The organism is Microbacterium sp. NPDC087665, from assembly GCF_044743285.1.
GTDB lineage: Bacteria > Actinomycetota > Actinomycetes > Actinomycetales > Microbacteriaceae > Microbacterium.
In genome coordinates, this window is record NZ_JBIUWD010000004.1 from 72,925 (window position 1) to 97,787 (window position 24,863).

The 24,863-nt window shown below is 67.3% G+C and carries 25 protein-coding genes and 2 tRNA genes; 16 read left to right on the forward strand and 11 right to left on the reverse strand.

Going from position 1 to position 24,863, the window contains the following annotated elements:
- Positions 1-61: 61 nt before the first annotated feature.
- Positions 62-2,134 (reverse strand): glycogen debranching protein GlgX, encoded by a 2,073-nt coding sequence (glgX, locus tag ACIOSY_RS10190; RefSeq protein WP_400852795.1) that lies wholly within the window; start codon positions 2,132-2,134, stop codon positions 62-64.
- A 92-nt stretch (positions 2,135-2,226) separates the two neighbouring features.
- On the opposite strand from glgX, the gene ACIOSY_RS10195 reads away from it, so the two are divergent.
- From ACIOSY_RS10195 to ACIOSY_RS10210, 4 genes are read left to right on the forward strand one after another with little or no spacing between them, the layout of a single operon-like run.
- The gene (locus ACIOSY_RS10195) at positions 2,227-3,399 is read left to right on the forward strand and encodes a cysteine desulfurase family protein (protein WP_400852797.1); all 1,173 of its coding nucleotides are present in this window, start codon (positions 2,227-2,229) and stop codon (positions 3,397-3,399) included.
- A 9-nt stretch (positions 3,400-3,408) separates the two neighbouring features.
- A complete protein-coding gene (gene mnmA, locus ACIOSY_RS10200) occupies positions 3,409-4,506 on the forward strand; it encodes a tRNA 2-thiouridine(34) synthase MnmA (RefSeq protein ID WP_400852799.1) in 1,098 nt (365 codons plus the stop codon).
- 59 nt (positions 4,507-4,565) lie between these two features.
- Complete coding sequence (gene ligA, locus ACIOSY_RS10205) at positions 4,566-6,887, forward strand: NAD-dependent DNA ligase LigA (protein ID WP_400853814.1); 2,322 nt, start codon at positions 4,566-4,568, stop codon at positions 6,885-6,887.
- Complete coding sequence (locus ACIOSY_RS10210) at positions 6,884-7,351, forward strand: hypothetical protein (RefSeq protein ID WP_400852801.1); 468 nt, start codon at positions 6,884-6,886, stop codon at positions 7,349-7,351. Before ligA ends, ACIOSY_RS10210 begins: the two co-directional genes overlap by 4 nt.
- A gap of 15 nt (positions 7,352-7,366) precedes the next feature.
- Here the strand turns inward: ACIOSY_RS10210 and ACIOSY_RS10215 are convergent, their stop codons facing one another.
- Positions 7,367-9,175 carry a DEAD/DEAH box helicase gene (locus tag ACIOSY_RS10215; RefSeq protein WP_400852803.1) on the reverse strand — a complete coding sequence of 603 codons (1,809 nt, stop codon included), beginning with the start codon at positions 9,173-9,175 and terminating at the stop codon, positions 7,367-7,369.
- 48 nt (positions 9,176-9,223) lie between these two features.
- Positions 9,224-10,924, reverse strand: a complete 1,701-nt coding sequence (locus ACIOSY_RS10220; RefSeq protein WP_400852805.1) for a long-chain-fatty-acid--CoA ligase — start codon at positions 10,922-10,924, stop codon at positions 9,224-9,226.
- A gap of 72 nt (positions 10,925-10,996) precedes the next feature.
- On the opposite strand from ACIOSY_RS10220, the gene gatC reads away from it, so the two are divergent.
- From gatC to ACIOSY_RS10250, 6 genes are read left to right on the forward strand one after another with little or no spacing between them, the layout of a single operon-like run.
- Positions 10,997-11,296, forward strand: a complete 300-nt coding sequence (gene gatC / locus ACIOSY_RS10225; RefSeq protein ID WP_400852807.1) for an Asp-tRNA(Asn)/Glu-tRNA(Gln) amidotransferase subunit GatC — start codon at positions 10,997-10,999, stop codon at positions 11,294-11,296.
- Positions 11,293-12,810, forward strand: coding sequence for an Asp-tRNA(Asn)/Glu-tRNA(Gln) amidotransferase subunit GatA (gene gatA, locus ACIOSY_RS10230; protein WP_400852809.1), 1,518 nt, complete (start codon positions 11,293-11,295; stop codon positions 12,808-12,810). Before gatC ends, gatA begins: the two co-directional genes overlap by 4 nt.
- Positions 12,810-14,324 (forward strand): Asp-tRNA(Asn)/Glu-tRNA(Gln) amidotransferase subunit GatB, encoded by a 1,515-nt coding sequence (gene gatB / locus ACIOSY_RS10235; protein WP_400852811.1) that lies wholly within the window; start codon positions 12,810-12,812, stop codon positions 14,322-14,324. The genes gatA and gatB overlap by 1 nt, the downstream gene beginning before the upstream one ends.
- Before the next feature lie 51 nt (positions 14,325-14,375).
- Complete coding sequence (gene dinB / locus ACIOSY_RS10240) at positions 14,376-15,632, forward strand: DNA polymerase IV (protein ID WP_400852813.1); 1,257 nt, start codon at positions 14,376-14,378, stop codon at positions 15,630-15,632.
- A gap of 51 nt (positions 15,633-15,683) precedes the next feature.
- The gene (locus ACIOSY_RS10245; protein WP_400852815.1) at positions 15,684-16,001 is read left to right on the forward strand and encodes a hypothetical protein; all 318 of its coding nucleotides are present in this window, start codon (positions 15,684-15,686) and stop codon (positions 15,999-16,001) included.
- The gene (locus ACIOSY_RS10250) at positions 15,985-16,566 is read left to right on the forward strand and encodes a hypothetical protein (RefSeq protein ID WP_400852817.1); all 582 of its coding nucleotides are present in this window, start codon (positions 15,985-15,987) and stop codon (positions 16,564-16,566) included. Before ACIOSY_RS10245 ends, ACIOSY_RS10250 begins: the two co-directional genes overlap by 17 nt.
- Before the next feature lie 11 nt (positions 16,567-16,577).
- Here ACIOSY_RS10250 and ACIOSY_RS10255 read toward each other — a convergent pair whose 3' ends face one another.
- The 6 genes from ACIOSY_RS10255 to orn form a co-directional block, all read right to left on the reverse strand.
- A complete protein-coding gene (locus ACIOSY_RS10255) occupies positions 16,578-17,072 on the reverse strand; it encodes a DUF2017 family protein (RefSeq protein ID WP_400852819.1) in 495 nt (164 codons plus the stop codon).
- Positions 17,069-17,365, reverse strand: a complete 297-nt coding sequence (gene clpS, locus ACIOSY_RS10260) for an ATP-dependent Clp protease adapter ClpS (protein ID WP_400852821.1) — start codon at positions 17,363-17,365, stop codon at positions 17,069-17,071. Before clpS ends, ACIOSY_RS10255 begins: the two co-directional genes overlap by 4 nt.
- Positions 17,362-17,709, reverse strand: coding sequence for a metallopeptidase family protein (locus ACIOSY_RS10265; RefSeq protein ID WP_400852823.1), 348 nt, complete (start codon positions 17,707-17,709; stop codon positions 17,362-17,364). Before ACIOSY_RS10265 ends, clpS begins: the two co-directional genes overlap by 4 nt.
- Positions 17,710-17,748: 39 nt before the next feature.
- Positions 17,749-18,381: a LysE family transporter gene (locus ACIOSY_RS10270; protein ID WP_400852825.1), complete on the reverse strand. Its 633-nt coding sequence runs from the start codon at positions 18,379-18,381 to the stop codon at positions 17,749-17,751.
- A 98-nt stretch (positions 18,382-18,479) separates the two neighbouring features.
- Positions 18,480-18,555, reverse strand: a tRNA-His gene (locus ACIOSY_RS10275).
- A gap of 36 nt (positions 18,556-18,591) precedes the next feature.
- A complete protein-coding gene (gene orn, locus ACIOSY_RS10280) occupies positions 18,592-19,218 on the reverse strand; it encodes an oligoribonuclease (RefSeq protein ID WP_400852827.1) in 627 nt (208 codons plus the stop codon).
- Positions 19,219-19,278: 60 nt separating this feature from the next.
- Between orn and ACIOSY_RS10285 the strand changes: the two genes are divergently transcribed.
- Positions 19,279-19,350, forward strand: a tRNA-Arg gene (locus ACIOSY_RS10285).
- A gap of 37 nt (positions 19,351-19,387) precedes the next feature.
- Here ACIOSY_RS10285 and ACIOSY_RS10290 read toward each other — a convergent pair.
- Positions 19,388-19,660 (reverse strand): hypothetical protein, encoded by a 273-nt coding sequence (locus ACIOSY_RS10290; RefSeq protein ID WP_400852829.1) that lies wholly within the window; start codon positions 19,658-19,660, stop codon positions 19,388-19,390.
- A 204-nt stretch (positions 19,661-19,864) separates the two neighbouring features.
- On the opposite strand from ACIOSY_RS10290, the gene ACIOSY_RS10295 reads away from it, so the two are divergent.
- The 4 genes from ACIOSY_RS10295 to ACIOSY_RS10310 all read left to right on the forward strand — a co-directional run bounded on the left by ACIOSY_RS10295 (position 19,865) and on the right by ACIOSY_RS10310 (position 23,195).
- Complete coding sequence (locus ACIOSY_RS10295) at positions 19,865-20,389, forward strand: single-stranded DNA-binding protein (protein WP_400852831.1); 525 nt, start codon at positions 19,865-19,867, stop codon at positions 20,387-20,389.
- A gap of 73 nt (positions 20,390-20,462) precedes the next feature.
- Positions 20,463-20,951, forward strand: a complete 489-nt coding sequence (locus ACIOSY_RS10300) for a DUF6993 domain-containing protein (protein ID WP_400852833.1) — start codon at positions 20,463-20,465, stop codon at positions 20,949-20,951.
- Positions 20,952-21,014: 63 nt separating this feature from the next.
- A complete protein-coding gene (gene ettA / locus ACIOSY_RS10305; RefSeq protein ID WP_400852835.1) occupies positions 21,015-22,694 on the forward strand; it encodes an energy-dependent translational throttle protein EttA in 1,680 nt (559 codons plus the stop codon).
- Between the two features lie 6 nt (positions 22,695-22,700).
- On the forward strand, positions 22,701-23,195 hold the full coding sequence (locus ACIOSY_RS10310) for an acyl-CoA thioesterase (protein ID WP_400852837.1): 495 nt from the start codon (positions 22,701-22,703) through the stop codon (positions 23,193-23,195).
- Positions 23,196-23,213: 18 nt separating this feature from the next.
- Here ACIOSY_RS10310 and ACIOSY_RS10315 read toward each other — a convergent pair whose 3' ends face one another.
- Positions 23,214-24,116, reverse strand: coding sequence for an acyl-CoA thioesterase (locus ACIOSY_RS10315; RefSeq protein ID WP_400852839.1), 903 nt, complete (start codon positions 24,114-24,116; stop codon positions 23,214-23,216).
- Positions 24,117-24,166: 50 nt separating this feature from the next.
- Between ACIOSY_RS10315 and ACIOSY_RS10320 the strand changes: the two genes are divergently transcribed.
- Complete coding sequence (locus ACIOSY_RS10320) at positions 24,167-24,841, forward strand: hypothetical protein (protein ID WP_400852841.1); 675 nt, start codon at positions 24,167-24,169, stop codon at positions 24,839-24,841.
- Positions 24,842-24,863 lie beyond the last annotated feature (22 nt).

Here is a 24,863-nt window from a genome sequence, read left to right on the forward strand (position 1 = left end):
TGAATGTACCGCTCGGATCAGGCGGCGGATAGCGTCGAGGCGGGTGCGTCGCAGTCCGTCCTCATTCGACGCGGAACAGTCGCATCGATGTGCCCGGGATCGGGAGCACGTCTCCGGGGGCGAAGACGTCCTCCTGCTCGGACGGCTGCTCGTCTGCGCTGGACCAGAGCGAGACGAAGCGCGTCGCACCCTCGATCTCGTCGGGCAGACGCACGTCGATCGGAGATTCCGTGCCGTGCACGATCAGGAGGATGCGGTTGGCTGCCTCTTTCTCCGGGGTGGAGGCGGCGACGTACTGGAGCGTGCGATTGCCCGCGTCCGTCCATTGCTCGCTCTCCATGGTCTCGCCGTTCTGGTCGTACCAGTCCATGACCGACGCATTGGGGATGTGCTCGCCGAGGCGCGCATAGCGGCTCGGGCGGAGTGCCGGGTTCTGCGACCGCAGCGCGATCAGCCGCCGGACGTGGGCCTGGAGGTCGAGCTGCCATGGCTCGTAATCCCACCCGAGCCAGGTCAGCGCCGAGTCCTGAGCGTACGCGTTGTTGTTGCCGCGCTGGCTGCGGCCGACTTCGTCGCCGGCCGTGAGCATCGGTATGCCGGCGGACAGCAGGAGCGTGCCGAGCAGGTTGCGCATGGCCTTGCGTCGGGCCGCGATGATCGTGGCGTCGTCGGTCGGACCCTCCACACCGTGGTTGAAGGCGCGGTTGGTGTCTGCACCGTCGCGGTTCTGCTCACCGTTCGCCTCGTTGTGCTTCACGTCGTACGAGACGAGATCGTGCAGCGTGAAGCCGTCGTGAGCGGTGACGAAGTTGACGCTCGCGAGGGGGCCGCGTGCTTCGTCGAAGGTGTTCGACGAGCCTGCGAGACGTGTCGCGAATCCGCCGATGCCGACGGGCGCCGAGGCGCGGCGGGCGTAGTCGATGTCGCTCAACCAGAAATTGCGGACTCGATCCCGATAGCGGTCGTTCCACTCGTGCCAGCCCGACGGGAAGTTGCCGGTCTGCCAACCTCCAAGGCCGACATCCCACGGCTCGGCGATGAGCTTCGAGTCCTGGAGGATCGGATCCTTCGCGATCGCGGTGAGAAGAGGATGCTCCGGCGTGTACTCGTGAGAGGCGTCGCGGGCTATCGCGGTGGCGAGGTCGAAACGGAACCCGTCGATCTGCATCTCCTCGGCCCAGTAGCGGAGGGAATCGAGCACGAGTCGTGCACCAGCATCCGTCGAGGTGTCCACCGTGTTGCCGCATCCGGTCGTGTCCACGTAGGCGCCGCCGGCATCCTGTCGGTAGTAGCTGGCGTTGTCGATGCCGCGGAAACTCGAACGCGGACCGCCGATGCCCTCCTCCGAGGTGTGGTTGTAGACCACATCGAGGATCACTTCGAGACCCGCTTCGTGCAGCAGGCGGACCATGCCCTTGAATTCGGCGAGCACCGCCTCGGGGCCCCCCTTACGCGCATCTTCGGTGGCGTACGCCGTGTGCGGCGTGAAGAAGTTGAGCGTGTTGTAGCCCCAGTAGTTCGTCAGCCCTCGCTCGAGAAGGCGCGGTTCGGGAACGAAGGCGTGAACGGGCAGGAGTTCGATCGACGTGATGCCGAGCGAGTGGAAGTGGTCGATCATCGCCGGGTGCGCGAGACCGGCGTACGTGCCGTGCAGGGCGGGCGGAACATCGGGGTGACGCTTGGTGAGGCCCTTGAGATGTCCTTCATAGATGACCGTACGGTCGAGAGGGATGCGCGGCTTGCGTGAGTGGCCCCAGTCGAAGCCGTCGACGATCACGACGGAACGCCACTCCTCGTATCCGTCTCCCTGCGCCAAACCACGCGCGTACGGATCGAGGAGGAGGGTCTGCGGGTTGAAGGTGTTGCCGGGGCCATGGGGCCCGCCGACACGCACCGCGTATCGAGTACCCGGCTGCAGCAGAGGTGTGGTGACCTCCCAGATGCCCCCGGGGAGTCGCTCGAGCGACGCCTGATCGGTGACCCAGTCGAGGTCGGTGGCGTCGAACACGACCAGCTCGACCGAGGACGCGTTCTGGGACCATATCCGCAGAGTGCCGACGCCATCATGGAGGCGCACGCCGAGGTTGTCGAGGGCGGGGCCGCCGGGCGCGGCGAAGTCACGGGACTCGGGCATGAATACACACTAGGGGGCTGCGCCCGGGTGTCAGACCACGTCGCACCCAGTTCCGTGTGCCCGGAGGGCGCCGGATGGTGGAGCATGGAGCAATGCACTATCTCGATCATGCCGCCACGACGCCCCTGCGCCCGGAGGTGCGCGAGGCATGGCTGATCGCGTCCGAGACGATCGGTAATGCCTCGTCGACCCACGGAGCCGGTCAGAACGCACGCCGCCTGCTGGAGGAGTCGCGCGAGCGGGTCGCCGCCGCGATGGACTCCGACCCGATCGAGGTCGTGTTCACCTCGGGGGGAACGGAGTCGATCAACCTCGCACTCCAGGGGCTCTGGCGATCGCGCACCGCCGGCACGGATGCGATCGTGCTCCCCGATGCAGAGCATCACGCGACCATGGACACGGTCGCGGCGCTCGTCGACGACGGAGCGCTCGTACGGACCGTGGGGGTGAGCGATACGGCGCGGATCGCGCCCGGAACGTTCGCCGCACAGCTTCCCGGTGCGGCACTGGCCACGGCGCTCGTCGCGAACAACGAGGCGGGCACCGTGAACGATGCGGCGGCTCTCGCCGAGGCCGCGGCATCGGCCGGAGTTCCGCTGCACCTCGACGCGGTCGCCGCGCTGGGGCATCTGCCGTTGTCGTACCGTCGGCTTCGCGGTGATGCCCCGGCAGGGAGCGGACTCGTCGCCCTGAGCGTGGCCGGCCACAAGATCGGTGCACCGGTCGGTGTGGGTGCCCTGGTCGTGGCGCGCACGGCGAAGATGTCGGCGCTTCTTCGCGGCGGTGCTCAGCAGCGTGGACTGCGCGCGGGAACCCAAGACGTCGCGGGGGCCACCGCTCTCGCCCTCGCGCTGGAACTCGCCGAGGGCGAACGCGCCGGGGAGTCCATCCGGCTCGCCGCACTGCGCGATCGACTCCTCGCGGGGATCAGGGAACGGGTTCCGGCTGCCGAACTGCTCGGAGATCCGATCGATCGCCTGCCCGGGAACGCTCACGTGCTCTTCCCGGGTGCCGTGGGGGAGAGCCTCCTCTTCCTTCTCGACTCGGCGGGGGTCGCCGCATCCACCGGTTCGGCGTGCCAGGCGGGCGTCGCGGAGGCATCGCACGTGGTGATGGCGATGGGGCGCAGCGAACAGGATGCGCGCAGCGTGCTCCGTTTCAGCCTCGGGCGCACCTCCACCGAGAACGACGTGTCGGCAGTCCTCGACGCGATCGGTGACGCCTACCTGCGCGCATCCGGGTCCGGTACAGCTGGTCGCTCGTAGACTGGACCCATGCGGATACTTGCAGCGATGAGTGGCGGGGTCGACTCTGCCGTCGCGGCTGCGCGCGCGGTCGAGGCCGGCCATGAGGTCGTCGGGGTGCATCTCGCCCTGTCTCGCGCCGGCGGCACCCTCCGAACCGGAAGCCGGGGGTGCTGCACGATCGAGGACGCGATGGATGCTCGACGCGCGGCGGACCGACTCGGCATCCCGTTCTACGTCTGGGACTTCTCGGAGCGTTTCCGCGACGATGTCATCGACGACTTCATCTCCGAGTACCAGGCCGGGCGCACCCCGAACCCGTGCATGCGGTGCAACGAGAAGATCAAGTTCGCAGCGCTCCTCGAGCGCGCCATCGAACTCGGCTTCGACGCGGTCTGCACCGGCCACTACGCCACGCTCGTCGATGGCGACGGCGGACTCGAACTGCACCGCGCGTCGGACAACGCGAAGGATCAGTCCTATGTGCTCGGCGTCCTGACGGCGCAGCAGCTCGCCCATACCTATTTCCCGCTGGGGTCGACTCCGTCGAAGGCTCTCGTGCGCGCCGAGGCGGAGGCCCGCGGCCTCAGCGTGGCGCAGAAGCCCGACAGCCACGACATCTGCTTCATCCCCGACGGCGACACCCGCGGCTGGCTTGCGGAGAAGGTCGGGACGGCGACCGGCGAGATCGTCGACCGCACCGGTGCCGTCGTCGGCTCGCACGAGGGGGCGCACGGGTACACGGTCGGTCAGCGGCGCGGCCTGAAGCTCGGAGTTCCCGCCGCCGATGGCAAGCCGCGGTTCGTCCTCGAGATCCGTCCCGTCTCGAACACCGTCGTCGTCGGACCGAAGGAAGCACTCGCCATCGGAGAGATCTCCGGAGAGCGTTTCAGCTGGGCGGGGGCGGCACCCGTCGACGCCGAGTTCCGCTGCCACGTGCAGATCCGCGCGCATTCCGAGCCGGTCGAGGCGACGGCGTTCGTGACATCGGAGGGTGTGCGCGTCGTCCCCGACGACTCTCTCGACGGCGTGGCTCCCGGGCAGACGGCGGTGCTCTACATCGACACCCGCGTACTGGGTCAGTTCACGATCGACCGCACGCGTTCCGCAGTCCCCGTCGACGCCTGACGGCCCGGCCCTGCAGCGATGTCGGTGCCCGCTCGTAGACTGGCGGGGTGTCGGAGATCATGTCGTTGGAAGCCGCCCGCATCGAGGCAGAGGAACTGACCACGCGCATCCTCGAGGCGAAGGATGCGTACTACGGTCGCGACACCTCGCTCGTCGACGACTTCACCTACGACGGGTGGATGCATCGGCTGGAAGAGATCGAGCGGCTGCACCCCGAGCTCCAGGGCCAGGATTCGCCGACCCAGATGGTCGGTGCGGCAGAAGCGACGGGGCTGGCGACGATCGAGCACGCCGAGCGGATGCTGAGCCTCGACAACGTCTTCTCGGTCGACGAGCTCCGCGAATGGGCGGCGAAGACCCGCTCCGCCGCCGGCCGTGACGTGGCCTGGCTCACCGAGCTCAAGATCGACGGTCTCGCGATCAATCTTCGCTATGAGAACGGCGTGCTCACGTCGGCCGCCACACGCGGTGACGGGCGCGTCGGTGAGATCGTGACGGAGAATGCGCTGCTTCTTCCCGAGATCCCCGAGCGGCTCGACGGTACGGGCCACCCTTCGATCGTGGAGGTGCGCGGAGAGGTCTTCATTCCCGTCGCAGCCTTCGAGCGTCTCAACGCGGCGCAGGCCGAATTCCGGGACCGCGCGTACGCCGACGCCCTGACGCGGTGGGAGTCCCGCGGTGGTGCGAAGAAGCCGTTCGACGAGGAGAAGGCGCGAACGGCCGCGGCGCGCCGTTTCCCGTCGTTCGCCAATCCTCGAAATGCTGCCAGCGGAGGCCTGCGACAGCAGATCGACAAGAAGGACGGCCTGGAACTCGAAGCGGGTCTGCTGCGCATCGAGTCGCTCGCGCTGTACGTGCACGGGATCGGGGCATGGCCGAACCCGCCGGTCGCCGCGCAGAGCCAGGTGTACGACCTGCTCACGACCTGGGGACTGCCCACGAGCCCGCACACGAAGGTCTGCCAGGGGATCGACGCGGTCGCCGCGTTCGTGGAGTACTTCGGAGAGCACCGTCACGACATCGAGCACGAGCTCGACGGGATCGTCGTCAAGGTCGACGAGCTCGCACTGCATGACGAACTGGGCGCGACGAGCCGCGCTCCGCGATGGGCGATCGCGTACAAGTACCCTCCGGAAGAGGTTCAGACCACCCTGCTCGACATCGTGGTGTCGGTCGGTCGCACCGGCAGAGCCACGCCCTTCGCCGTCATGGCCCCGGCGCAGGTCGCAGGCTCCGTCGTGCGTCAGGCCACGCTGCACAACAAAGACGTGGTCAAGGCCAAAGGCGTTCTGATCGGCGACACGGTGGTGCTGCGCAAGGCGGGCGACGTGATCCCCGAGGTGCTCGGCCCGGTGGTCGAACGTCGCGACGGCACCGAGCGTGAATTCGTGATGCCCGTCGAATGCCCCGAGTGCGGCACGCCTCTACGACCGATGAAGGAAGGCGACATCGATCTGCGCTGCCCGAACGCGCGTTCGTGCCCTGCCCAGGTGCGCGGTCGCGTCGAGCACATCGGATCTCGTGGAGCGCTCGACGTCGAGGCTCTCGGCGAGGTGACGGCCGCGGCTCTCACTCAGCCCACGTTCCCGGCCGTACCGCCGCTCGAGACCGAGGCGGGTCTGTTCGCTCTCACGCTCGAGCAGCTCGTTCCCATCGAGCTGTTCGTCAGAGATGCCGAGACCGGCCTTCCGAAGCAGGACGAGGACGGACTCGTCAAGACGCGGGCGCCGTTCCGGCGCAATCCCACCGCGTCCGAGAAGAAGTCCGGTCTCGATGGCCCGCAGCCCTCGTCGCAGGCGCTCACCCTCCTCGCCGAGCTCGAGAAGGCCAAGACGAAGGAACTCTGGCGCCTTCTCGTCTCGCTGAACGTCCGCCACGTCGGCCCGGTGGCGGCCCGTGCACTCGCGCAGTGGTTCGGTTCGCTGGATGCGATCCGTGCAGCGTCCCGAGAAGAGCTCGCAGCGGTCGAGGGTGTGGGCGGCATCATCGCCGACTCGCTGATCGACTGGTTCGCCATCGACTGGCACGACGAGATCGTGCAGCAGTGGGCGGCTGCAGGGGTGCAGTGGACGACGCCGGGGCACCCGGGGCCGGGTGCCGCTGCGGCAGCCGGCGGGGTGCTCGACGGTCTCACGATCGTCGCGACGGGTTCGCTCGACGGCTATACCCGTGATGGCGCACAGGAGGCCATCATCCAGGCCGGCGGCAAGGCGGGGTCGAGCGTCTCGAAGAAGACGGACTTCGTCGCCGCGGGCCCGGGGGCCGGATCCAAGCTGGGTAAAGCGGAGGAACTCGGAATCCGCATCCTCGATGCCGCGCAGTTCCATGTTCTGGTGACGAAGGGTCCCGCCGCGCTCGACGCACCGGCTGGCGAGGCATGAGGCGATACGGACCGCTGCTCGCCGCGGCGGATGCGCTCGTCATCGGTGACCCGGGGCGCGAGCACCTGCGTCTCACCCCCGCCGGCGTGAACCATCGCAACGGCCGAGACCTTCGTGAGCAGTTCGCCTGGGAACAGCTCTCGATGTTGCACCTCGACGTGCCCACGACCCGATTCCGCTATCCCGGTCTCGTCGGCACGATCGGCCTCGGCATCCTCTCGGCGGCGATTCAGGACGACCTCGGCCTCGACCCCGACGAGGGGTCGGTCGATGTCGTCGTCGACGGAGAGCCCCGAAGACTCGCCCTCGACCGTCACCACGTCGGTGGTTACTGGGATCGCACCGTCGTCGGTGCGCAGCGCCTTCTCGATCAGCTGCTCACCCACCCCGACCAGCGCCTCCTGCTTGTGCAGCCGGATGCGCTGGTCGGACTCGCGGCAAAGCTCGCGCGTCGGGCCGCTTAGCGGCCCAGCGGCGGATCAGCCCTTGTGGCGAGGCTTGCGGAAGGGCTTCTCTTCGCGGTCTCCGCGGGGCGCCCGGTCGTCGCGGCTGCCCGCGTCGCGGGGGCCACTGCGTCGGGCACCGGCCGGACCGCGGTCCGGCTTGATCTCGATCAGCTGCCCGGAGATGCGCGTTCCGCGGAGCTTCTCGAGCACGGAGGCGTCGAGGTTCGCCGGAAGTTCGACGATCGAGAAGTCCGGGCGGATGTTGATCACGCCGAAGTCATCGCGACCGAGGCCACCCTCGTTGGCGAGGGCACCGACGATCTGACGCGGTTCGACGCGGTGACGGCGACCGACCTCGATGCGGTACGGGGCGTAGTCGCCGCGTCCGCGGCGCTCGGTGCGGGGTTCGCGCGCTTCTCGCGTCGAACGCTCGCGCGGCGGGCGGTTGTCTGCGGCGACGGCCTTGGCGAGCGGATCGTCGGCCGGGTTGAGCAGCAGGGGAGTGTCGCCCTGGGCGACGATCGCCAGTGCGGCAGCGACATCGGTCTCGGGCACGTCGTGGTTTCTCACGTAGTGATCGATGACGTCGCGGAAGGTCTCGATGCGACTGGCGTCGCCCAGCGCGGCCGTGATCGCGTCGTCGAAGCGCGCGAGGCGCGTCGAGTTGACGTCGTCAGTGGTCGGCAGCTGCATCTGCGTCGGCTCCTGCCGCGTCGCCTTCTCGATGCTCTTGAGCAGGTAGCGCTCGCGCGGGGTGATGAAGCTGATGGCATCGCCGGTGCGACCCGCGCGACCGGTACGACCGATACGGTGCACGTACGACTCGGTGTCGGTCGGGATGTCGAAGTTGATGACGTGGCTGATGCGTTCGACGTCGAGGCCGCGCGCGGCGACGTCGGTGGCGACCAGGATGTCGAGCTTGCCGCCCTTGAGCTGGTTGACGCTGCGTTCGCGCTGCACCTGCGGCACGTCGCCGTTGATCGCGGCGGCCGAGTATCCCCGTGCACGGAGCTTCTCGGCCAGGGTCTCGGTCTCGTTCTTCGTGCGGACGAACACGATCATCCCGTCGAAGTTCTCGACCTCGAGGATGCGGGTGAGCGCGTCGACCTTCTGCGCGTACGACACGACGAGGTAGCGCTGCGTGATGTTCGTGCCGGTGGCCGTCTTGGACTTGATGCTGATCTCTTCCGGGTCGCGCAGGTACTTCTGCGCGAGGCGACGGATCTGCGGCGGCATGGTCGCCGAGAACAGCGCGACCTGCTTCTCCTCGGGCGTCTGCGCGAGAATCTGCTCGACGTCTTCCGCGAAGCCCATCTTCAGCATCTCGTCGGCCTCGTCGAGAACGAGGTACTGCAGCTGGGAGAGGTCGAGGGTTCCCTTGGCGAGGTGGTCCATGATGCGGCCGGGCGTACCCACGATGACGTGGACGCCGCGGCGCAGCGCCGAGAGCTGCACGCCGTATCCCTGGCCGCCGTAGACGGGCAGCACGTGCACGCCCTTCATCTTCGACGCGTACGACTCGAATGCCTCGCACACCTGGAGTGCGAGCTCGCGGGTCGGCGCGAGAACCAGAGCCTGCGGGGTCTTCTGGGCGACATCGAGGCGCTCGAGCACGGGAAGGGCGAACGCCGCCGTCTTTCCCGTTCCGGTCTGCGCCATACCGACGACATCGCGGCCGGAGAGGAGGGTCGGAATGGTCGCCGCCTGGATGGGCGAGGGGGTCTCGTAGCCGAGGTCGCGGATGGCCTTGAGGACGGGCCCGGTGATGCCGAGCTCCTCGAATCCGGGGGTCGCGGGAGATTCGTCGGGGGCGTCGGTCAGCACTGCATCTTCAGGGGTCACTTCCCAAGGGTAGCGCCCCGAGGGTGTCCCGCGCCTGTGAGGGCGTCCTCAGGAGCCGCTGGTGAGGGCGACGAGTCTGTCTTTCACCTGCCGTCGCAGCACCTTTCCGATGAGCGACTTCGGGAGTTCGTCGACCACGAAGAGTCGGCGAGGAACCTTGTAGGGGGTGAGGATGCCGCGCACGAACTCGCGGATCGCCTCGACGTCGACCTCGGCGCCGCCGTCGACGACGATCGCCGCGACGACTTCTTCTCCCGAGTGCGGATTCGCGAGGCCGACGACGGCGGCGTCGGCGACCTGAGGATGCTGGCGCAGCGCGTTCTCGACCTCGGTCGGTGCGACGTTGAAGCCACCGGTGATGATGAGTTCCTTGATGCGATCGACGATCCGGATGAACCCGGCATCGTCGATCGTCACGATGTCTCCGGTGCGGAACCAGCCGTCGACGAACACCGCGTCGGTCTCTTCCGGTTTGCCGTAGTAGCCGGAGAAGACCTGCGGGCCGCGGACGAGCAGTTCGCCGGCAGATCCGTCGGGCACGTCGTCCGTGGGGTTCTCCGGGTCGACCACGCGGCACTCGGTACCGGGCAGGGGAAGGCCGACCGTGCCGGGCACGCGGTTGTCTGCGACGGGATTCGCCATGAGGACGGGGGAGCATTCGCTCAGCCCGTATCCCTCGACCAGGAAACCGTGAGTGGCTGCTTCGAAGGGGACGACGAGTTCGTGTGGCAGCGCCATGGCCCCGGAGATCGCGACCTCGATGCCGTCGAGGGAGATGCCCTTCTGGTTCGCGGCCGCCAGTAGGCGGTCGGCGATCGGCGGGACGAGCGGGAGGAACGTCGCCGGATGCTTCTTCATCGCGTCGAGCACGAGGTCGGGGTCGAACTTGGGGAAGAGGACCAGACGTGCGCCCATGGACATCGCGAAGGTGAGGCACAGAGTGAGTCCGTAGGCGTGGAACATCGGGAGCACGGCGTAGACCACGCATCCCTTTCCACGCTGGATGGACGGGACCCAGGCCTGAGCCTGCGCGGCGTTCGAGAGCAGATTGCGATGGGTGAGGGACGCACCCTTGGGCGTTCCCGTCGTGCCGGAGGTGTACTGGATGATCGCGAGATCGTCGGTCGACGGCTTCGGGTGCGTGGCGGGGATCGGCGCGTGAGACTGCAGCGACTCCCAGGTGACGGTGCCGCGCACGCGCTCGGTGAGGGCTGCACGCGACTCTTTGGCCTTCGCCACGGGAAGGCGAAGAGCCACGCGCGTGAGGAACGGCATGGCGGTCGTGACGTCGACCGAGATCAGAGTCGAGACGGCGAGGTCGGCCGGGAACTCCTGCACGGTCGAGACGACCTTGTTCCAGACGATCGCGTGCGTGGCTCCGTGGTCTTCGAACTGCTTGCGCAGCTCTCGCGGTGTGTAGAGCGGGTTGTGCTCGACGACGACGGCGCCGAGGCGGAGGACCGCATAGAAGGCGACGATGTGCTGGGGGCAGTTCGGCAGGACGATCGCGACGGGATCCCCGGCGCGGATGCCCAGGTCGTGCAGCGCGGCCGCAGTCCGATCGATCGCGTCCTGCAGCGCCGAGTAGGTGGTCTCGCGTCCGAAGAACTGCAGCGCCGGAGCATCCGGATAGTCCCGGGCCGACGCGGCGACGATGTCGATCAGCGAACCGGATACGGGGGAGAGGTCTTCGGGGACGCCTTCGGCGTAGCTGGCGACCCACGGACGAGGAGGCAGGAACGTGCTCACCCGCCCAGCATACGGGCGAGCCGGTCGCGCTCCGAGGTCGGTGCGTGCGAGCCCGCCAACTAGACTGGGAGCGTGTCTGAAATCACCCCTGATCTTGTGCGCCATCTCGGCGTGCTTGCGCGCATCCAGCTGAACGACGACGAGGTGACGCTGCTCACGGGCCAGCTCGACGCCATCGTCGACAACATCGCGAAGGTATCGGAGGTCGCGACCGATGATGTCGCTGCGACCAGCCACCCGATTCCACTGAGCAATGTCTTCCGACCCGACGTCGTCGGGCAGACGCTCACGCACGAGCAGGTGCTGCAGAACGCCCCGGATGCCGTCGACGGTCGGTTCCGCGTCACCGCGATCCTGGGAGAAGAACAGTGAGCGACATCATCCGTCTGAATGCCGCCGACCTCGCAGACAAGCTCGCATCGGGCGAGGTGTCGAGCGTCGAAGCCACCCAGGCCCACCTCGATCGCATCGCCGCTGTCGACGGTGACGTGCACGCGTTCCTCCACGTCAACGAGGGCGCGATCGAGGCCGCTGCGGCGATCGACGCGCGTCGCGCTGCGGGAGATTCTCTCGGCCCGCTCGCCGGGGTCCCGCTGGCGATCAAGGACGTGCTCGTCACGACCGACCAGCCGACGACCAGCGGCTCGCGCATCCTCGAGGGCTACCGTTCGCCGTACGACGCGACCGTGGTCGCCCGCTCGCGCGCCGCCGGGCTGATCCCGCTCGGCAAGACCAACATGGACGAGTTCGCGATGGGCTCCTCGACGGAGCACTCGGCGTACGGTCCGACGCACAACCCGTGGGACCTCGATCGCATCCCCGGCGGCTCGGGCGGAGGATCGGCTGCTGCCGTCGCAGCGTTCGAGGCGCCCCTCGCCCTCGGTTCGGACACGGGCGGCTCCATCCGTCAGCCCGCGCACGTCACCGGAACCGTGGGCGTCAAGCCCACGTACGGTGGCGTCAGCCGATACGGTGCCATCGCCCTCGCCTCCAGCCTCGACCAGGTCGGCCCGGTCTCCCGCACGGTGCTCGACTCGGGACTGCTGCACGATGCGATCGGCGGGCACGACCCCAAGGATTCGACCTCGCTGCGCGACGCGTGGCCGTCGTTCGCTGAGGCGGCCCGAGAGGGTGCGCGCGGCGATGTGCTGAAGGGCCTGAAGGTCGGAGTCATCCGCGAGCTTCCGGACAGCGGCTTCCAGCCGGGTGTCGCTGCGTCGTTCCGCAGCGCTCTCGCACTCATGGAGGCGCAGGGGGCCGAGATCGTCGAGATCGGTGCTCCGCACTTCGAATACGGCGTCGCCGCGTACTACCTGATCCTTCCCGCGGAAGCGTCGAGCAACCTCGCGAAGTTCGACTCGGTGCGGTTCGGTCTGCGTGTGACGCCGGACGGCCACCCGACGGTCGAAGACGTGATGTCGGCAACGCGTGACGCCGGGTTCGGCGACGAGGTCAAGCGCCGCATCATCCTCGGTACGTACGCTCTGTCGGCCGGATACTACGACGCCTACTACGGCAGCGCGCAGAAGGTCCGCACGCTCATCCAGCAGGACTTCGCGTCGGCCTTCGCCGACGTCGACGTGATCGCGACGCCCTCGGCTCCGACCACGGCCTTCAAGCTCGGCGAGCAGATCGACGAGCCGCTGCAGATGTACCTGAACGACATCACGACGATTCCGGTGAACCTCGCCGGTGTTCCCGGTATCTCGATCCCGAGCGGCCTGGCAGAGGAAGACGGACTTCCGGTCGGCATCCAGTTCATCGCTCCCGCCCGGGAAGACGCTCGTCTCTATCGCGTGGGTGCCGCTCTCGAGGCCTTGCTCCTCGATTCCTGGGGTGCTCCGCTCCTCACCCGTGCCCCGCAGCTCGCAGGAGGGAACCGCTGATGGCCGCCGCCAAACTCATGGACTTCGACAAGGCGCTGGAAATCTTCGAGCCCGTTCTCGGGTTCGAGGTGCACGTCGAGCTCAACACGAACACCAAGATGTTCTCGGACGCACCGAACCCTGCCAACGAGGCATTCCACGCGGCAGAGCCGAACACCCTCATCGCCCCGGTCGACCTCGGTCTTCCGGGCTCGCTGCCCGTGGTGAACGAGACGGCCATCCGGTCGTCGATCAGCCTCGGTCTCGCGCTCGGCTGCTCGATCGCCGAGTCCAGCCGGTTCGCTCGCAAGAACTACTTCTACCCCGACCTCGGCAAGAACTACCAGATCTCCCAGTTCGACGAGCCGATCGCGTACGAGGGATCGGTCGAGGTCGAGCTCGAAGACGGGACCATCGTGACGATCCCCATCGAGCGGGCGCACATGGAAGAAGACGCCGGCAAGCTCACCCACATGGGTGGAGCCACCGGGCGCATCCAGGGCGCCGAGTACTCACTGGTGGACTACAACCGAGCCGGTGTTCCCCTCGTCGAGATCGTCACGAAGATCATCTTCGGCACGGAGCACCGCGCCCCCGAGGTCGCGAAGGCGTACGTGGCCGCGATCCGCGACATCGTGCGCGGCCTGGGGATCTCCGAGGCGCGTCTGGAGCGCGGCAACCTGCGCTGCGACGCCAACGTCTCGCTGCGTCGGCGGGGCGAGGAGAAGCTCGGCACCCGTACGGAGACGAAGAACGTCAACTCGATGCGCTCCGTCGAGCGCGCGGTCCGCTACGAGATCCAGCGTCAGGCGCAGATCCTCGCCGACGGTGGGACGATCACCCAGGAGACCCGTCACTGGCACGAGGACACCGGCACGACCTCGCCCGGGCGTCCGAAGTCGGATGCCGATGACTACCGGTACTTCCCGGAGCCCGACCTGCTTCCTGTCGAGCCCGCACCGGAGCTGATCGAAGAGCTTCGCGCCGCGCTTCCCGAGCAGCCCGTGGCACGCCGTCGTCGTCTGATGACCGAATGGGGCTTCACGGATCTCGAGTTCCAGGACGTCCGCAACGGCGGCATCCTCGATGAGGTCGAGGCCACGATCGCCGCGGGCGCCGCTCCGGCTGCTGCCCGTAAGTGGTGGACGGGTGAGATCGCGCGCCTCGCCAACGCACAGGAGAAGGACGCCGCGGCCCTCGTGAGCCCCGCGAATGTCGCTGCACTCCAGAAGCTGGTGGATGAGGGAACGCTCACCGACAAGCTCGCACGTCTCGTCCTCGAAGGGGTCATCGCCGGCGAGGGCACACCTCAGGAGGTCGTCGCCGCACGCGGTCTCGCCGTCGTCTCGGATGACGGCGCGCTGATCGCCGCGATCGATGAGGCATTCGCGGCGCAGCCCGATGTGCTCGCGAAGATCAAGGACGGCAAGGTTCAGGCCGCCGGCGCGGTCATCGGCGCCGTGATGAAGGCCATGAAGGGTCAGGCGGATGCTGCCCGCGTCCGCGAGCTGATCCTGGAGCGCGCGGCGCAGTAGCCGTTCGTTCTCCCTCGGGCCGCTGTCGGTGGTCCGGGGGAGAATGGTCGCATGGGACACGGTGACGGCAGAGGGCGGACGGTGTCGGCGGCGGGAGCCGACGATACTGGCACCCGTATCCTGCACGTCGACATGGACGCGTTCTATGCGGCGGTCGCGGTGCTCGACGATCCGACGCTGCGAGGGCTGCCGCTGATCATCGGCGCACCGGACGGCCGATCCGTCGTCTCCAGTGCGTCATACGAAGCCCGTCGCTATGGTGTGCGGGCAGCGATGCCGGTCTCACAGGCGATGCGTTTGTGCCCGACCGCCCGCATCGTCATGCCCCGCTTCGACCGGTACCAAGACGTCTCGCGGCAGGTGATGGCGATCTTCGAGTCGTTCACGCCGCTCGTCGAGCCGCTCTCCGTCGACGAGGCGTTCCTCGACGTGCAGGGTGTTCGGCGGCTCTGGGGGAGTCCTGCTCGCATCGCACAACTCGTGCGCGAACGCGTCGAGTCCGAAGTCGGCATCACGTGCAGCGTCGGCGTGGCCGCGACCAAGCACGTCGCGAAGATGGCGTCCACCGCGGCCAAACCGAATGGCATGCTCGTGGTTCCCGCCGCACAGACCTTGCGATTCCTGGCCCCTCGATCCGTCCGAGCGATGTGGGGGGTCGGCCCGAAGGCGGCCGAGGCGCTCGAAGCGCGCGGCATCCGCACGATCGGCGATATCCACGAAGCGCCTCGTTCCGTGTTGGATCGTGCCGTCGGCTCGGCGTTGAGCGCCCGACTGACGCAGTTGGCGCTCGGCGAGGACCCGCGCGCGGTCGAGACAGAACGCGTGGAGAAGAGCATCGGCCATGAAGAGACCTTCGATCACGACATCCTCGATCGCCCGTTCCTCCGGGCCGAGCTGTTGCGGCTCGCCGATCGCGTCGCCGCACGACTTCGGAGGGCTCACTGGGAGACGTCGACCGTGGCGATCAAGGTGCGGTTCGACGACTTCCGCACCCTGAGTCGTTCGCAGACGCTCGCCGAGCCGACAGCGGTCGGTCAGCGGATCGGTGAGGCCGCTCAAGCGATGTTCGAGCAGATCGAGAGGCGCGACCCGATCCGCCTCCTGGGCGTGCGAGCCGAGAAGCTGCAGCCGGAGGGCGGCGCCGCACTCGGGCTCTGGGACGACGACGCCGACTGGCGACGAGTCGAGGGCGCAGTCGACGACGCCGTGGCACGATTCGGATCAGCCACGATCACGCGGGCGCGGCACATCGGTCGAGGTGACGGACGCGGGGCTGCGCAGCATCCGAAGGCCCACGGCGTCGAGTGAATCATGCGGATTGATCCCACAGGACCGGCCCGGGGCGAGTAGCGTGGGGTCATGCCGAACATTGCACTCGAACTCGGAAAACAGGCCGCCTCCTTCGGCGTGAAGACCGCCTATGGAGAGCCGCAGGACGTCGATGGCGTCAGCATCACGCCTGTCGCCTTCACCTACTCCGGCTTCGGCGGAGGCAGCGGTGACGGTGCGGAGGGCGGTGGCGGTGGCGGAGTGTCTATCCCCGTCGGCGTCTACGTGCGCCGCGAGGAGGGGCTTCGGTTCGAACCGAACATCGTGACGCTGCTCGTCGTCGCTGTACCGTTCGTCTGGGTCGCTGGACGAGCGCTCTCACGCGTCATCCGTGCCCTCAAGAAGTGACGATCCGGTCGCGGCCGCTCTGACGCATGCCGCGGCACTGATCTCCGACGACATCCGCGGGCTCGCTGCCGCGAACCCGGTGGTTCTCATCGATGGCCGCAGCGGTGCCGGCAAGTCCTCTCTCGCCGCTCGTCTCGCCGAGGCATGGCCACTCGCCGGCCGCGTGCAGGTTGTCGCCTTGGACTCGTTGTATCCCGGGTGGGATGGGCTAGACGGGGGAGTGGAGCGGGCTCTGGACTGGATTCTCCGACCGCACGGTCGAGGCCTCCTGGGCACGTGGCGACGCTGGGACTGGGAGAACGGCACGGAGGCCGAGAGCCACGCCGTCGATCCCGCCCTCGGGCTGATCGTCGAGGGTAGCGGGCTGCTCACTCCGGCGACCGCCGCGCTCGGCGACGTCCGCATCTGGGTCGATGCGGCGGAATCTACGCGGAAGGCCCGTGCGCTGACTCGCGACGGAGAGACGTATCGGCCGCACTGGGATCGCTGGGCGGCGCAGGAGCGCCGCCACATCCGTCGTGATGACCCGCGCTCGCTCGCGTCGCGGATCGTCACGATTCCCTGACGCTGCTCAGCTCATGGAGACTCGGCGTCCTCTGCCGCTTGGATGAGAAGCTCGAGACGGTAGCCGAGCCAGTCGTAGACGCCGTAACGCGGGTCGTCGGGGTCGTGATCGTCTTCGCCGTCGATCTCGAGGCGTGACGCGATCACCAGGCGGATCGCGTTGAGGGTGCGCAGCCACGCATCCACGTCTTGGGGTGGCACGACCAGGTCTTGCACCCTGAGCGCTTCTTCTTCGGAGATCTCGTCCCCGTCGATTCGGAACTCGGCGAGAGCCTCGTGCACGGTCAGGGCATCCGCGCCGCGCCGGTCGAGAAGCTCGCTTCTCGTGCCATCGGCGAATTCCCGCGCGGCGTTCGCGTCGTCGGGATAAGGATTCGGCGTCAGACGGTTGAGCGCTTCGTCGCGCATGTCGGCGGTGGCGAGCAGTTCACGGAACTCGCCCACCAACTGCGCGAGCCGGATCCCCTCGAGCCGGACGAGCGACGTCGAGATGCCGGCGGAATTCACTCGGATGCCTTTCGAACGGTAGCCCACAGACCGTAGTCGTGCATCGCCTGCGCGTGCACCTCCATGGTCTCGCGCGGGCCGGTCGCGACGATCGCGTGCCCCTCGTGATGCACAGCGAGCATGAGAGACGTGGCGTGATCGGAGGAATAGCCGAAGTATGTGCGGAAGACCCGCACGACGTAGCTCATGAGATTGACCGGATCGTTCCACACCACGACCTGCCACGGCTCGAGCGGGGCGGCGCGCAGCTCGGTGATCTCGTCGAGCTCCGGAGTCGCCATCGGCGTGCTCATGCCCAGCCCATCTCGTGGAGCTGCGCGTCATCGAGACCGTAGAAATGGGCGATCTCGTGCACCAGAGTCGTGTGGACCTCATCGCGGAGCTCGTCGTCGTCGTTGCACACGGCGAGGTGCGGCTCCCGGAAGACCACGATGCGGTCGGGAAGCTCTCCCATGCCGTACTGCGTGCGCTCGGTCAGCGCGAGCCCGTCATAGAGCCCCAGAAGGTCGAGGCTGCCGTCTTCGGGTCGGTCCTCGACGACGAAGACGACGTTGTCGAGTCCGTCGACCATGTCGTCGGGCAGGCTATCGAGCTCGTCGATGACGAGTCGCTCGAATGTCTCCGCGTCCATCTCCATTGCGTCCAGCCTAGGGGCGCGCGATGAGGGAGCGGGGCGTCAGTGGAGGAAGACGAGCAGGGCTGCGACACCGATGAACAACGCACCGAAGACCATGTTGAGCGTGCGCTGGCCGCGCGGTGATCGAGTCAGGCGTCGGAAAGGGCCCGCCGCGGCCGCGAAGAACCCCCACATGACGATCACGTCGACGATGATCACCGTCGTGATCAGCACGAGGTACTGCGGGATCGGCGGCTCATCCAGACGAATGAACTGCGGGATGAACGCCAGGAAGAAGACGATCGCCTTCGGATTGAGCAGGTTCACCCAGAAACCACGCCGGATCATGGACCAGTGCCCTTCGCGCGGCGCGAGCAGGTCGTCCGTATCGTCGGGTTCAACCGCAGGCGGAGTCGTGAGAATCAGGCGGATGCCGAGATAGACCAGGTATGCGGCACCCGCGTAACGGATGCCGTTGAAGAGGACTTCGGAGCGCGAGACGAGAAGCCCGACGCCTGCGGCGACGATCGCCACGTGCACGATCAGCGCGAGCTGTTGTCCGATGATCCCCCAGATGGACCGACGCCAGCCGTGGTTGAGGGCATTGGACATCGTGTTGATGGCCCCGGCGCCCGGGGTGAAGCTGATCACCACGGAGGCCGTCAGCAGTGAGAACCAGACCGCGAGTGACACCCCGTCAGTCTAGGGTGCGGTGCATGGTGCGCTCGTGCGAGACGGCAGCCGCCGTAACGCAGAAGAAGCTCGAGTCCGAGGACCCGAGCTTCTTCTCATGGGGTGAGTAACGGGACTCGAACCCGCGACATCCGGCACCACAAGCCAGCGCTCTACCAGCTGAGCTATACCCACCATGTGCCCACCGGAGCGGGCAACCAGATGAGTCTATTACATGTTCGGCGTGAACTCTGACACCGTGCGCGTAGCGATTTCTTTCGCGTCGTCGCTCGACGGACCCGGGGCCTCGACGAAGACCGCGTCGCGGTAGTACTGCAGTTCGCGGATCGACTCGAGGATGTCGGCGAGCGCGCGGTGACCGCCGTCTTTGGAGGGCGCCTGGAAGAAGACGCGGGGGTACCAGCGTCGCGACAGTTCCTTGATGCTCGACACGTCGACGTTTCTGTAGTGCAGCCATTGGTCGATCTGCGGCATGTACTTCGCGAGGAACATGCGGTCGGTGCCGATCGTGTTGCCCGCGAGGGGAGCCTTGCGCTCGAGAGGGACGAAACGCTTGATGTACGCCAGCGTCTGGGCCTCGGCGTCTTCCAGAGAGATGCCGTGCGGCATCTCATCGATCAGTCCGGATGACTCGTGCATCTTCGTGACGAAGTCGTTCATGTGTTCCAGGGCGGCCTGGCTCGGCCGGATCACCACCTGGAAACCCGGATCGACAGGGTGGAGCCCGAAATCCGTGATGACGACAGCGATCTCGACGAGTTCATCGATCGACAGATCGAGTCCCGTCATCTCACAGTCGATCCATACGAGCCGATCGTTCTCCGACGCAGATACCATGTCGTCATCCTATCGACGGCTCCGACACCGGGGTGCGGGCACGATACGGTTGATGTACTCGCCTCCGTAGCTCAGCGGAAGAGCAGCGGCCTTCTAATCCGCCGGTCGCAGGTTCGAATCCTGCCGGGGGCACCGGAACCTCGTGACGACATGCGCCGCGAGACCATCATCACGAATAGCGCAGCACGGACACCGCGTCGTCGGGCTGCCAGAATTCGCCGATCATTCGGAATGCCCCGGATGCGAGCTGCAGGCGTTCGGCGCGATAGCGGAGACCGAGCGGATCACTCAGGACTCGGAGATGACCGAGGACCTTCCCGGAATCGTTCTCCTGAACCCTCCACAGATGATCCGCGGCGGGAACGAGATGTTCGCGTGTGGAAGTGATGCGTGGGGGCGCGTACGAACGCGGTAGCACGGGGATGGTGGAGGGCTCTGACATGGTTTCTCCTTTCGATTCGAACATACGAGCGACCACCGACATTCGGACGCGACGAGCTTCCCCGCGCGGTATCCACCATTCCTGCACCCTGGCCTGGGATTCTCCAGTCTGCACAGATCGCGGATGACCGAACCGGTACGGCAACTGCACTGGCTCACTCTGGGATGACCCGAGCGGACGACTCGGCTTTCAGAGGAGAGAACGATGACGGATTCAGTGACGATCGTGGGGAAGGTGGCCACGGACCCCACGCAGGCGCAGATCGGTGGGGGAGTCTCGGTGACGAACTTCCGGCTCGCGAGCACCCACCGGCGGTTCGACGCCGCGACCGGATCATGGATCGACGCCGGCACCAACTGGTACTCGGTGGCCGCCTACAGACAGCTCGGAGAGCACACGAAGGCGTCGTTGCGCACGGGCGACAGCGTGATCGTCACCGGCCGGCTGCGGATTCGGAACTGGGAGAGCAACGGGAAGCACGGCACGAGCGTCGACATCGACGCGGAGGCCGTGGGGCATGATCTGCGCTGGGGAACCACCGCGTATCTGCGTGCGAGTCGTTCGAGCGCGTCGGATCCGACCACTCGCGTCGCAGACGACGAGCTCCGTCCGGCCTCGGGCGTGGGCGACGATTCGATCGCGGCTGCCGATGACGCGGACACACCTCTCGACACTTCATGGGCCGTGACCGACACGACCTCCGATGTCGTGGGGTCGACCCCGTTCTGATCGAGCGGCGTGCGGCAGGGGCGGGCCGTGTCGTGCGGCGGAGGTCGACAGGAGCGCACCGTAGACTCGGGGCGTGCTTCGACGATCGGTGTCATCCGTTTCACGCGCGGCCGCCGGCCTGACCGCCGCGGTCGGCGTAGTTCTCCTGCTCGCGGCGTGCACGCCGCAGCCCGAGCCGACCGGCAGTGCCTCCAGCACCCCGGCCCCTTCTGCCAGTCCTGTGGAGGTCGCCTTCCTTCCCGATGGCACGGCCGCAGAGAACCTGCCCATCTTCGAGGCCACCGCGCAGGCAGTGTGGGAGTCGGAGCAGCGTGGCGAGGGGCGCGCGTACATCGATGCCTTGATCGGCGTGGGCTTCGATCGAGACGCGATGCAGGTGACCAACGATCTCTCGACCGTCGGTCACGCCGCGGAGAGTCTGCAGTTCTCCGTGCGCTGGGGTGAGAACGACTGCCTGATCGGACAAGTCGGCCCATCGACGGGGCAACTCGTGGTCCAGGTGATGCCGCAGCTGGCCGAAGGGCGCTGCCTGATCGGAACCACACGCCCGATCGACTGGTGACCTCCCGGGCAGCCGGTAGGCTGGAGTGTCGATCTTCGACGCAGAAAGAAGGAGCGTTTTCCGGTGGCTGAGTACATCTACTCGATGGTCCGTGCCCGCAAGGCGGTGGGCGAGAAGCTCATTCTCGACGATGTCACGATGGCGTTCCTTCCCGGCGCCAAGATCGGCATGGTCGGCCCGAACGGTGCGGGTAAGTCGACGATCCTCAAGATCATGGCCGGGCTCGACACGCCATCCAACGGCGAAGCGAAGCTCTCGCCCGGATTCAGCGTCGGCATCCTGATGCAGGAACCCGTGCTCGACGAGACGAAGACGGTGCTGGAGAACATCCAGGACGGCATCGCGATCAAGGCGAAGGTCGACCGCTTCAACGAGATCTCCGCGCTCATGGCCGATCCCGACGCCGACTTCGACGCGCTCCTCGCCGAGATGGGCTCGCTGCAGGAAGAGATCGATGCGGCCGACGGCTGGGACCTGGATTCGCAGCTCGACCAGGCGATGGACGCGCTGCGCACCCCGCCGGGCGATGCCGCTGTGGCGCCGCTCTCCGGCGGTGAGAAGCGTCGCGTCGCACTCGCGAAGTTGCTCCTCCAGAAGCCCGACCTGCTTCTGCTCGACGAGCCCACCAACCACCTCGACGCCGAGAGCGTTCTGTGGTTGGAGCAGCACCTCCAGTCGTACAAGGGCGCGGTCATCGCGATCACACACGACCGGTACTTCCTCGACCACGTCGCCGAGTGGATCGCCGAAGTCGACCGCGGTCGCCTGATCGGCTACGAGGGCAACTACTCGACCTACCTGGAGAAGAAGGGCGAACGCCTCGAGATCCAGGGCAAGAAGGACGCGAAGCTCGCGAAGCGCCTGAAGGAAGAGCTCGAGTGGGTCCGATCGAGCGCCAAGGGGCGTCAGACGAAGTCGAAGGCGCGTCTGGCCCGCTACGAGGAGATGGCATCGGAGGCGGAACGCACCCGGAAACTGGACTTCGAGGAGATCCAGATTCCCGCGGGCCCGCGTCTCGGTGGCATCGTCATCGACGCCAAGAACCTCCAGAAGGGGTTCGACGGCCGCTCGCTCATCTCCGGGCTCAGCTTCAGTCTGCCGCCGAACGGCATCGTCGGTGTGATCGGCCCGAACGGTGTGGGAAAGACGACCCTGTTCAAGACGATCGTCGGGCTCGAGCCTCTCGACGGGGGCGACCTCAAGATCGGTGAGACGGTCAAGATCAGCTACGTCGACCAGTCGCGCTCGAACATCGACCCCAACAAGACACTGTGGGAGGTCGTTTCCGAGGGGCTCGACTACATCACCGTCGGCAAGACCGAGATCCCCTCTCGCGCCTACGTGTCGAAGTTCGGCTTCAAGGGACCCGACCAGCAGAAGAAGGCCGGAGTGCTCTCGGGCGGTGAGCGCAACCGCCTCAACCTGGCGCTCACCCTCAAAGAGGGTGGCAACCTGCTGCTCCTCGACGAGCCCACCAACGACCTCGACGTCGAGACGCTGGGATCGCTCGAGAATGCTCTGCTCGAGTTCCCCGGTTGCGCTGTGGTCATCACGCACGACCGGTGGTTCCTCGACCGCATCGCGACGCACATTCTCTCCTACGAAGGAACCGACGAGAAGCCCGACCAGTGGTACTGGTTCGAGGGCAACTTCGAGGCCTACGAGGAGAACAAGATCGAGCGGCTCGGAGCAGACGCGGCCAAGCCGCACCGCTCCACCCACCGCAAGCTCACGCGCGACTGAGTCCGCATGTCTGAGTCGAGCACGACGGCGGGGCCGCGCCTGCACATCCCGATCCACCTCCGCTGGGGTGATCTGGACGCATTCAACCACGTCAACAACACCTCGATGCTCAAGCTGCTCGAAGAAGCCCGTGTCCGGGCGTTCTGGCGCGCGGGCCCCGGGGAAGAGGCGCCCACGACGGCAGTGCTCGACTCAGGAATCGACGAAGGAGTGCTGACGCTGATCGCACGGCAGGAGATCGAGTATCTCGCTCCCGTGCCTTATCAGCGTCGGCCTCTCGAAGTCCAGATGTGGTTCGGCAAGCTCGGCGGCTCGAGCGTCGAGGTCTGCTACGAGGTGCATAACGACCCCGCCGCGGAACCGCGCGTGATCTACGCGCGGTCGACGGCGATCATCGTGCTCGTCGATGCGCAGACCGGGCGACCGACTCGTCTCACGTCGGAGATGCGTGAGGCCTGGGAGCCGTTCGTCGGGCCCTCGATCGAATACGCTCACCGCTGAGACGAGCGGCGCCGTCCGTCAGGCCTGTGCCGGGGAGTCGACGTCGGGAACGCGGATCATGATCTCCTGAGCGACGCTCGCGACGAGCGACCCGTCGCGCGTGTAGATCCTCCCGGTGGCGAGACCGCGCCCGCCTCGGGCGTTCGGCGATTCCTGCACGTACAGCAGCCAGTCGTCGACGCGCGCCGGACGGTGCCACCACATGGCGTGATCGAGGCTTGCAACCTTGAGCCCTGGAAGCGCCCAGTACGCCCCGTGCGCGCGCAGGATCGACTCCTGGATCGTCATGTCGCTGAGGTAGGCGAGAGCGGCACGATGCAGGCGGGGGTCGTCGGGAAGAGGCGCGCGAAGGCGCATCCACACGCCCTGCTGGGGGACGCGCTCGTCCGTGTTCGGAAGATAGAGCGGCTGGCCGATATGGCGCACATCGGCCGCGCGGTCGGTGAGCATCCGCGCCGCACCGCCGGGCAGACCCTCCACCGTCGCTTCATCCGGGAGCAGATCCTCCGGCGCGGGAACATCCGTGGGCATCGGCTCCGCATGCTCGACGCCCGGACCCTCGTCCTGGAACGACGCGATCATCGAGAAGATCGGCACACCGTTCTGGTAGGCCTGCGATCGACGGGTCGAGAAGGAGCGTCCGTCATGAATCCGATCGACGGCGATCGTGATGCCCTGGCTCGCGTCACCGGGGCGAAGGAAGTAGCCGTGCATCGAGTGCACGGCGCGGTCCTCGGGCAAGGTTCGCTCGGCGGCGATCAGGCTCTGGGCGAGCACCTGCCCACCGTAGATGCGCCCACTCGGCATGGGGTGGGAGGCGCCGGTGAAGATATCCTCCGTCGTGCGCGCCTGGGTCGAGTCGAGGTCGAGCACCGCCAACAGCTGTTCGACGGTCCGGACGGCGTGGTTCTCCGTGCTCATATCTCCCTCTCTGCGGCCCCGAGTGCCGCTCCGTTGGTAGTTTAGAACCCGTGCCGCTCCACCTCCTGCTCGCAGACGCCGAGACCTCCAAAGACGTCCTGACATTCGTGGGCCGGGCCACACGGATCACCGACGAGGGCGTGCGTCTGCAGGCATCCGACGGGGTGCTCGCCCTGACCACCGCGGCCCTCGCCCCGCACGGCCTGTTCGACCAGACGCCCACGGTGCTGGGGATGCGCATCGTGCGTGCGGATCCGGAGCTCGCGTGCGACATCGTCGTGGGCGAGCTCGCAGCGGGGGAGGAGAGCCACCAGCTGGTTCTGCCGGAGACCGGCCTGTCGCCCGCCTGGGCGGGGATCGCGCCGCCGCGCACCGGCTGGGAGGCGCATGCGTCGCTTCCGGCGTCGGTCATCGCGAATCGCGCGCAGTGGGGCATCTCGGCCGTCGCGCGCGGTGCGACGCCCGGTGCCGGCGAAGAAGCGGTCCGCGCTCTGCGTGCAGCGATCTGGGGCGAGCCCGATGACGATCTCGCGGGACTGCCGCGCGGTGTCGCATTCGCGGCCGACGCTCTGGGTTTCATCTCCGGCGAAGAAGACGTGCCCGTCACCCGCTCGGGCCGATGGACGAGACTGGCCTTCCGCCGCGGGCATGTGCTGTCGCGAGGGCCCGTCGCCTCCGGCCTGACCGCGGTACGCGGCACGGGCGCCGGCGACCTGCTCGGCTGACGCACCGACGAGAGGTTCGCCG

Coding starts and splice junctions, on each gene's coding strand:
- ACIOSY_RS10310 (WP_400852837.1), top strand. CDS start 22,701: ATGTCTGAGTCGAGCACGACGGCGGGGCCGCGCCTGCACATCCCGATC.
- ACIOSY_RS10195 (WP_400852797.1), top strand. CDS start 2,227: ATGCACTATCTCGATCATGCCGCCACGACGCCCCTGCGCCCGGAGGTG.
- ACIOSY_RS10315 (WP_400852839.1), bottom strand. CDS start 24,116: ATGAGCACGGAGAACCACGCCGTCCGGACCGTCGAACAGCTGTTGGCG.
- dinB (WP_400852813.1), top strand. CDS start 14,376: ATGGGACACGGTGACGGCAGAGGGCGGACGGTGTCGGCGGCGGGAGCC.
- orn (WP_400852827.1), bottom strand. CDS start 19,218: ATGGTATCTGCGTCGGAGAACGATCGGCTCGTATGGATCGACTGTGAG.
- ACIOSY_RS10290 (WP_400852829.1), bottom strand. CDS start 19,660: ATGTCAGAGCCCTCCACCATCCCCGTGCTACCGCGTTCGTACGCGCCC.
- ACIOSY_RS10265 (WP_400852823.1), bottom strand. CDS start 17,709: ATGGAGATGGACGCGGAGACATTCGAGCGACTCGTCATCGACGAGCTC.
- clpS (WP_400852821.1), bottom strand. CDS start 17,365: ATGAGCACGCCGATGGCGACTCCGGAGCTCGACGAGATCACCGAGCTG.
- ACIOSY_RS10210 (WP_400852801.1), top strand. CDS start 6,884: ATGAGGCGATACGGACCGCTGCTCGCCGCGGCGGATGCGCTCGTCATC.
- ACIOSY_RS10295 (WP_400852831.1), top strand. CDS start 19,865: ATGACGGATTCAGTGACGATCGTGGGGAAGGTGGCCACGGACCCCACG.
- gatB (WP_400852811.1), top strand. CDS start 12,810: ATGGCCGCCGCCAAACTCATGGACTTCGACAAGGCGCTGGAAATCTTC.
- mnmA (WP_400852799.1), top strand. CDS start 3,409: ATGCGGATACTTGCAGCGATGAGTGGCGGGGTCGACTCTGCCGTCGCG.
- ligA (WP_400853814.1), top strand. CDS start 4,566: ATGTCGTTGGAAGCCGCCCGCATCGAGGCAGAGGAACTGACCACGCGC.
- glgX (WP_400852795.1), bottom strand. CDS start 2,134: ATGCCCGAGTCCCGTGACTTCGCCGCGCCCGGCGGCCCCGCCCTCGAC.
- ACIOSY_RS10245 (WP_400852815.1), top strand. CDS start 15,684: ATGCCGAACATTGCACTCGAACTCGGAAAACAGGCCGCCTCCTTCGGC.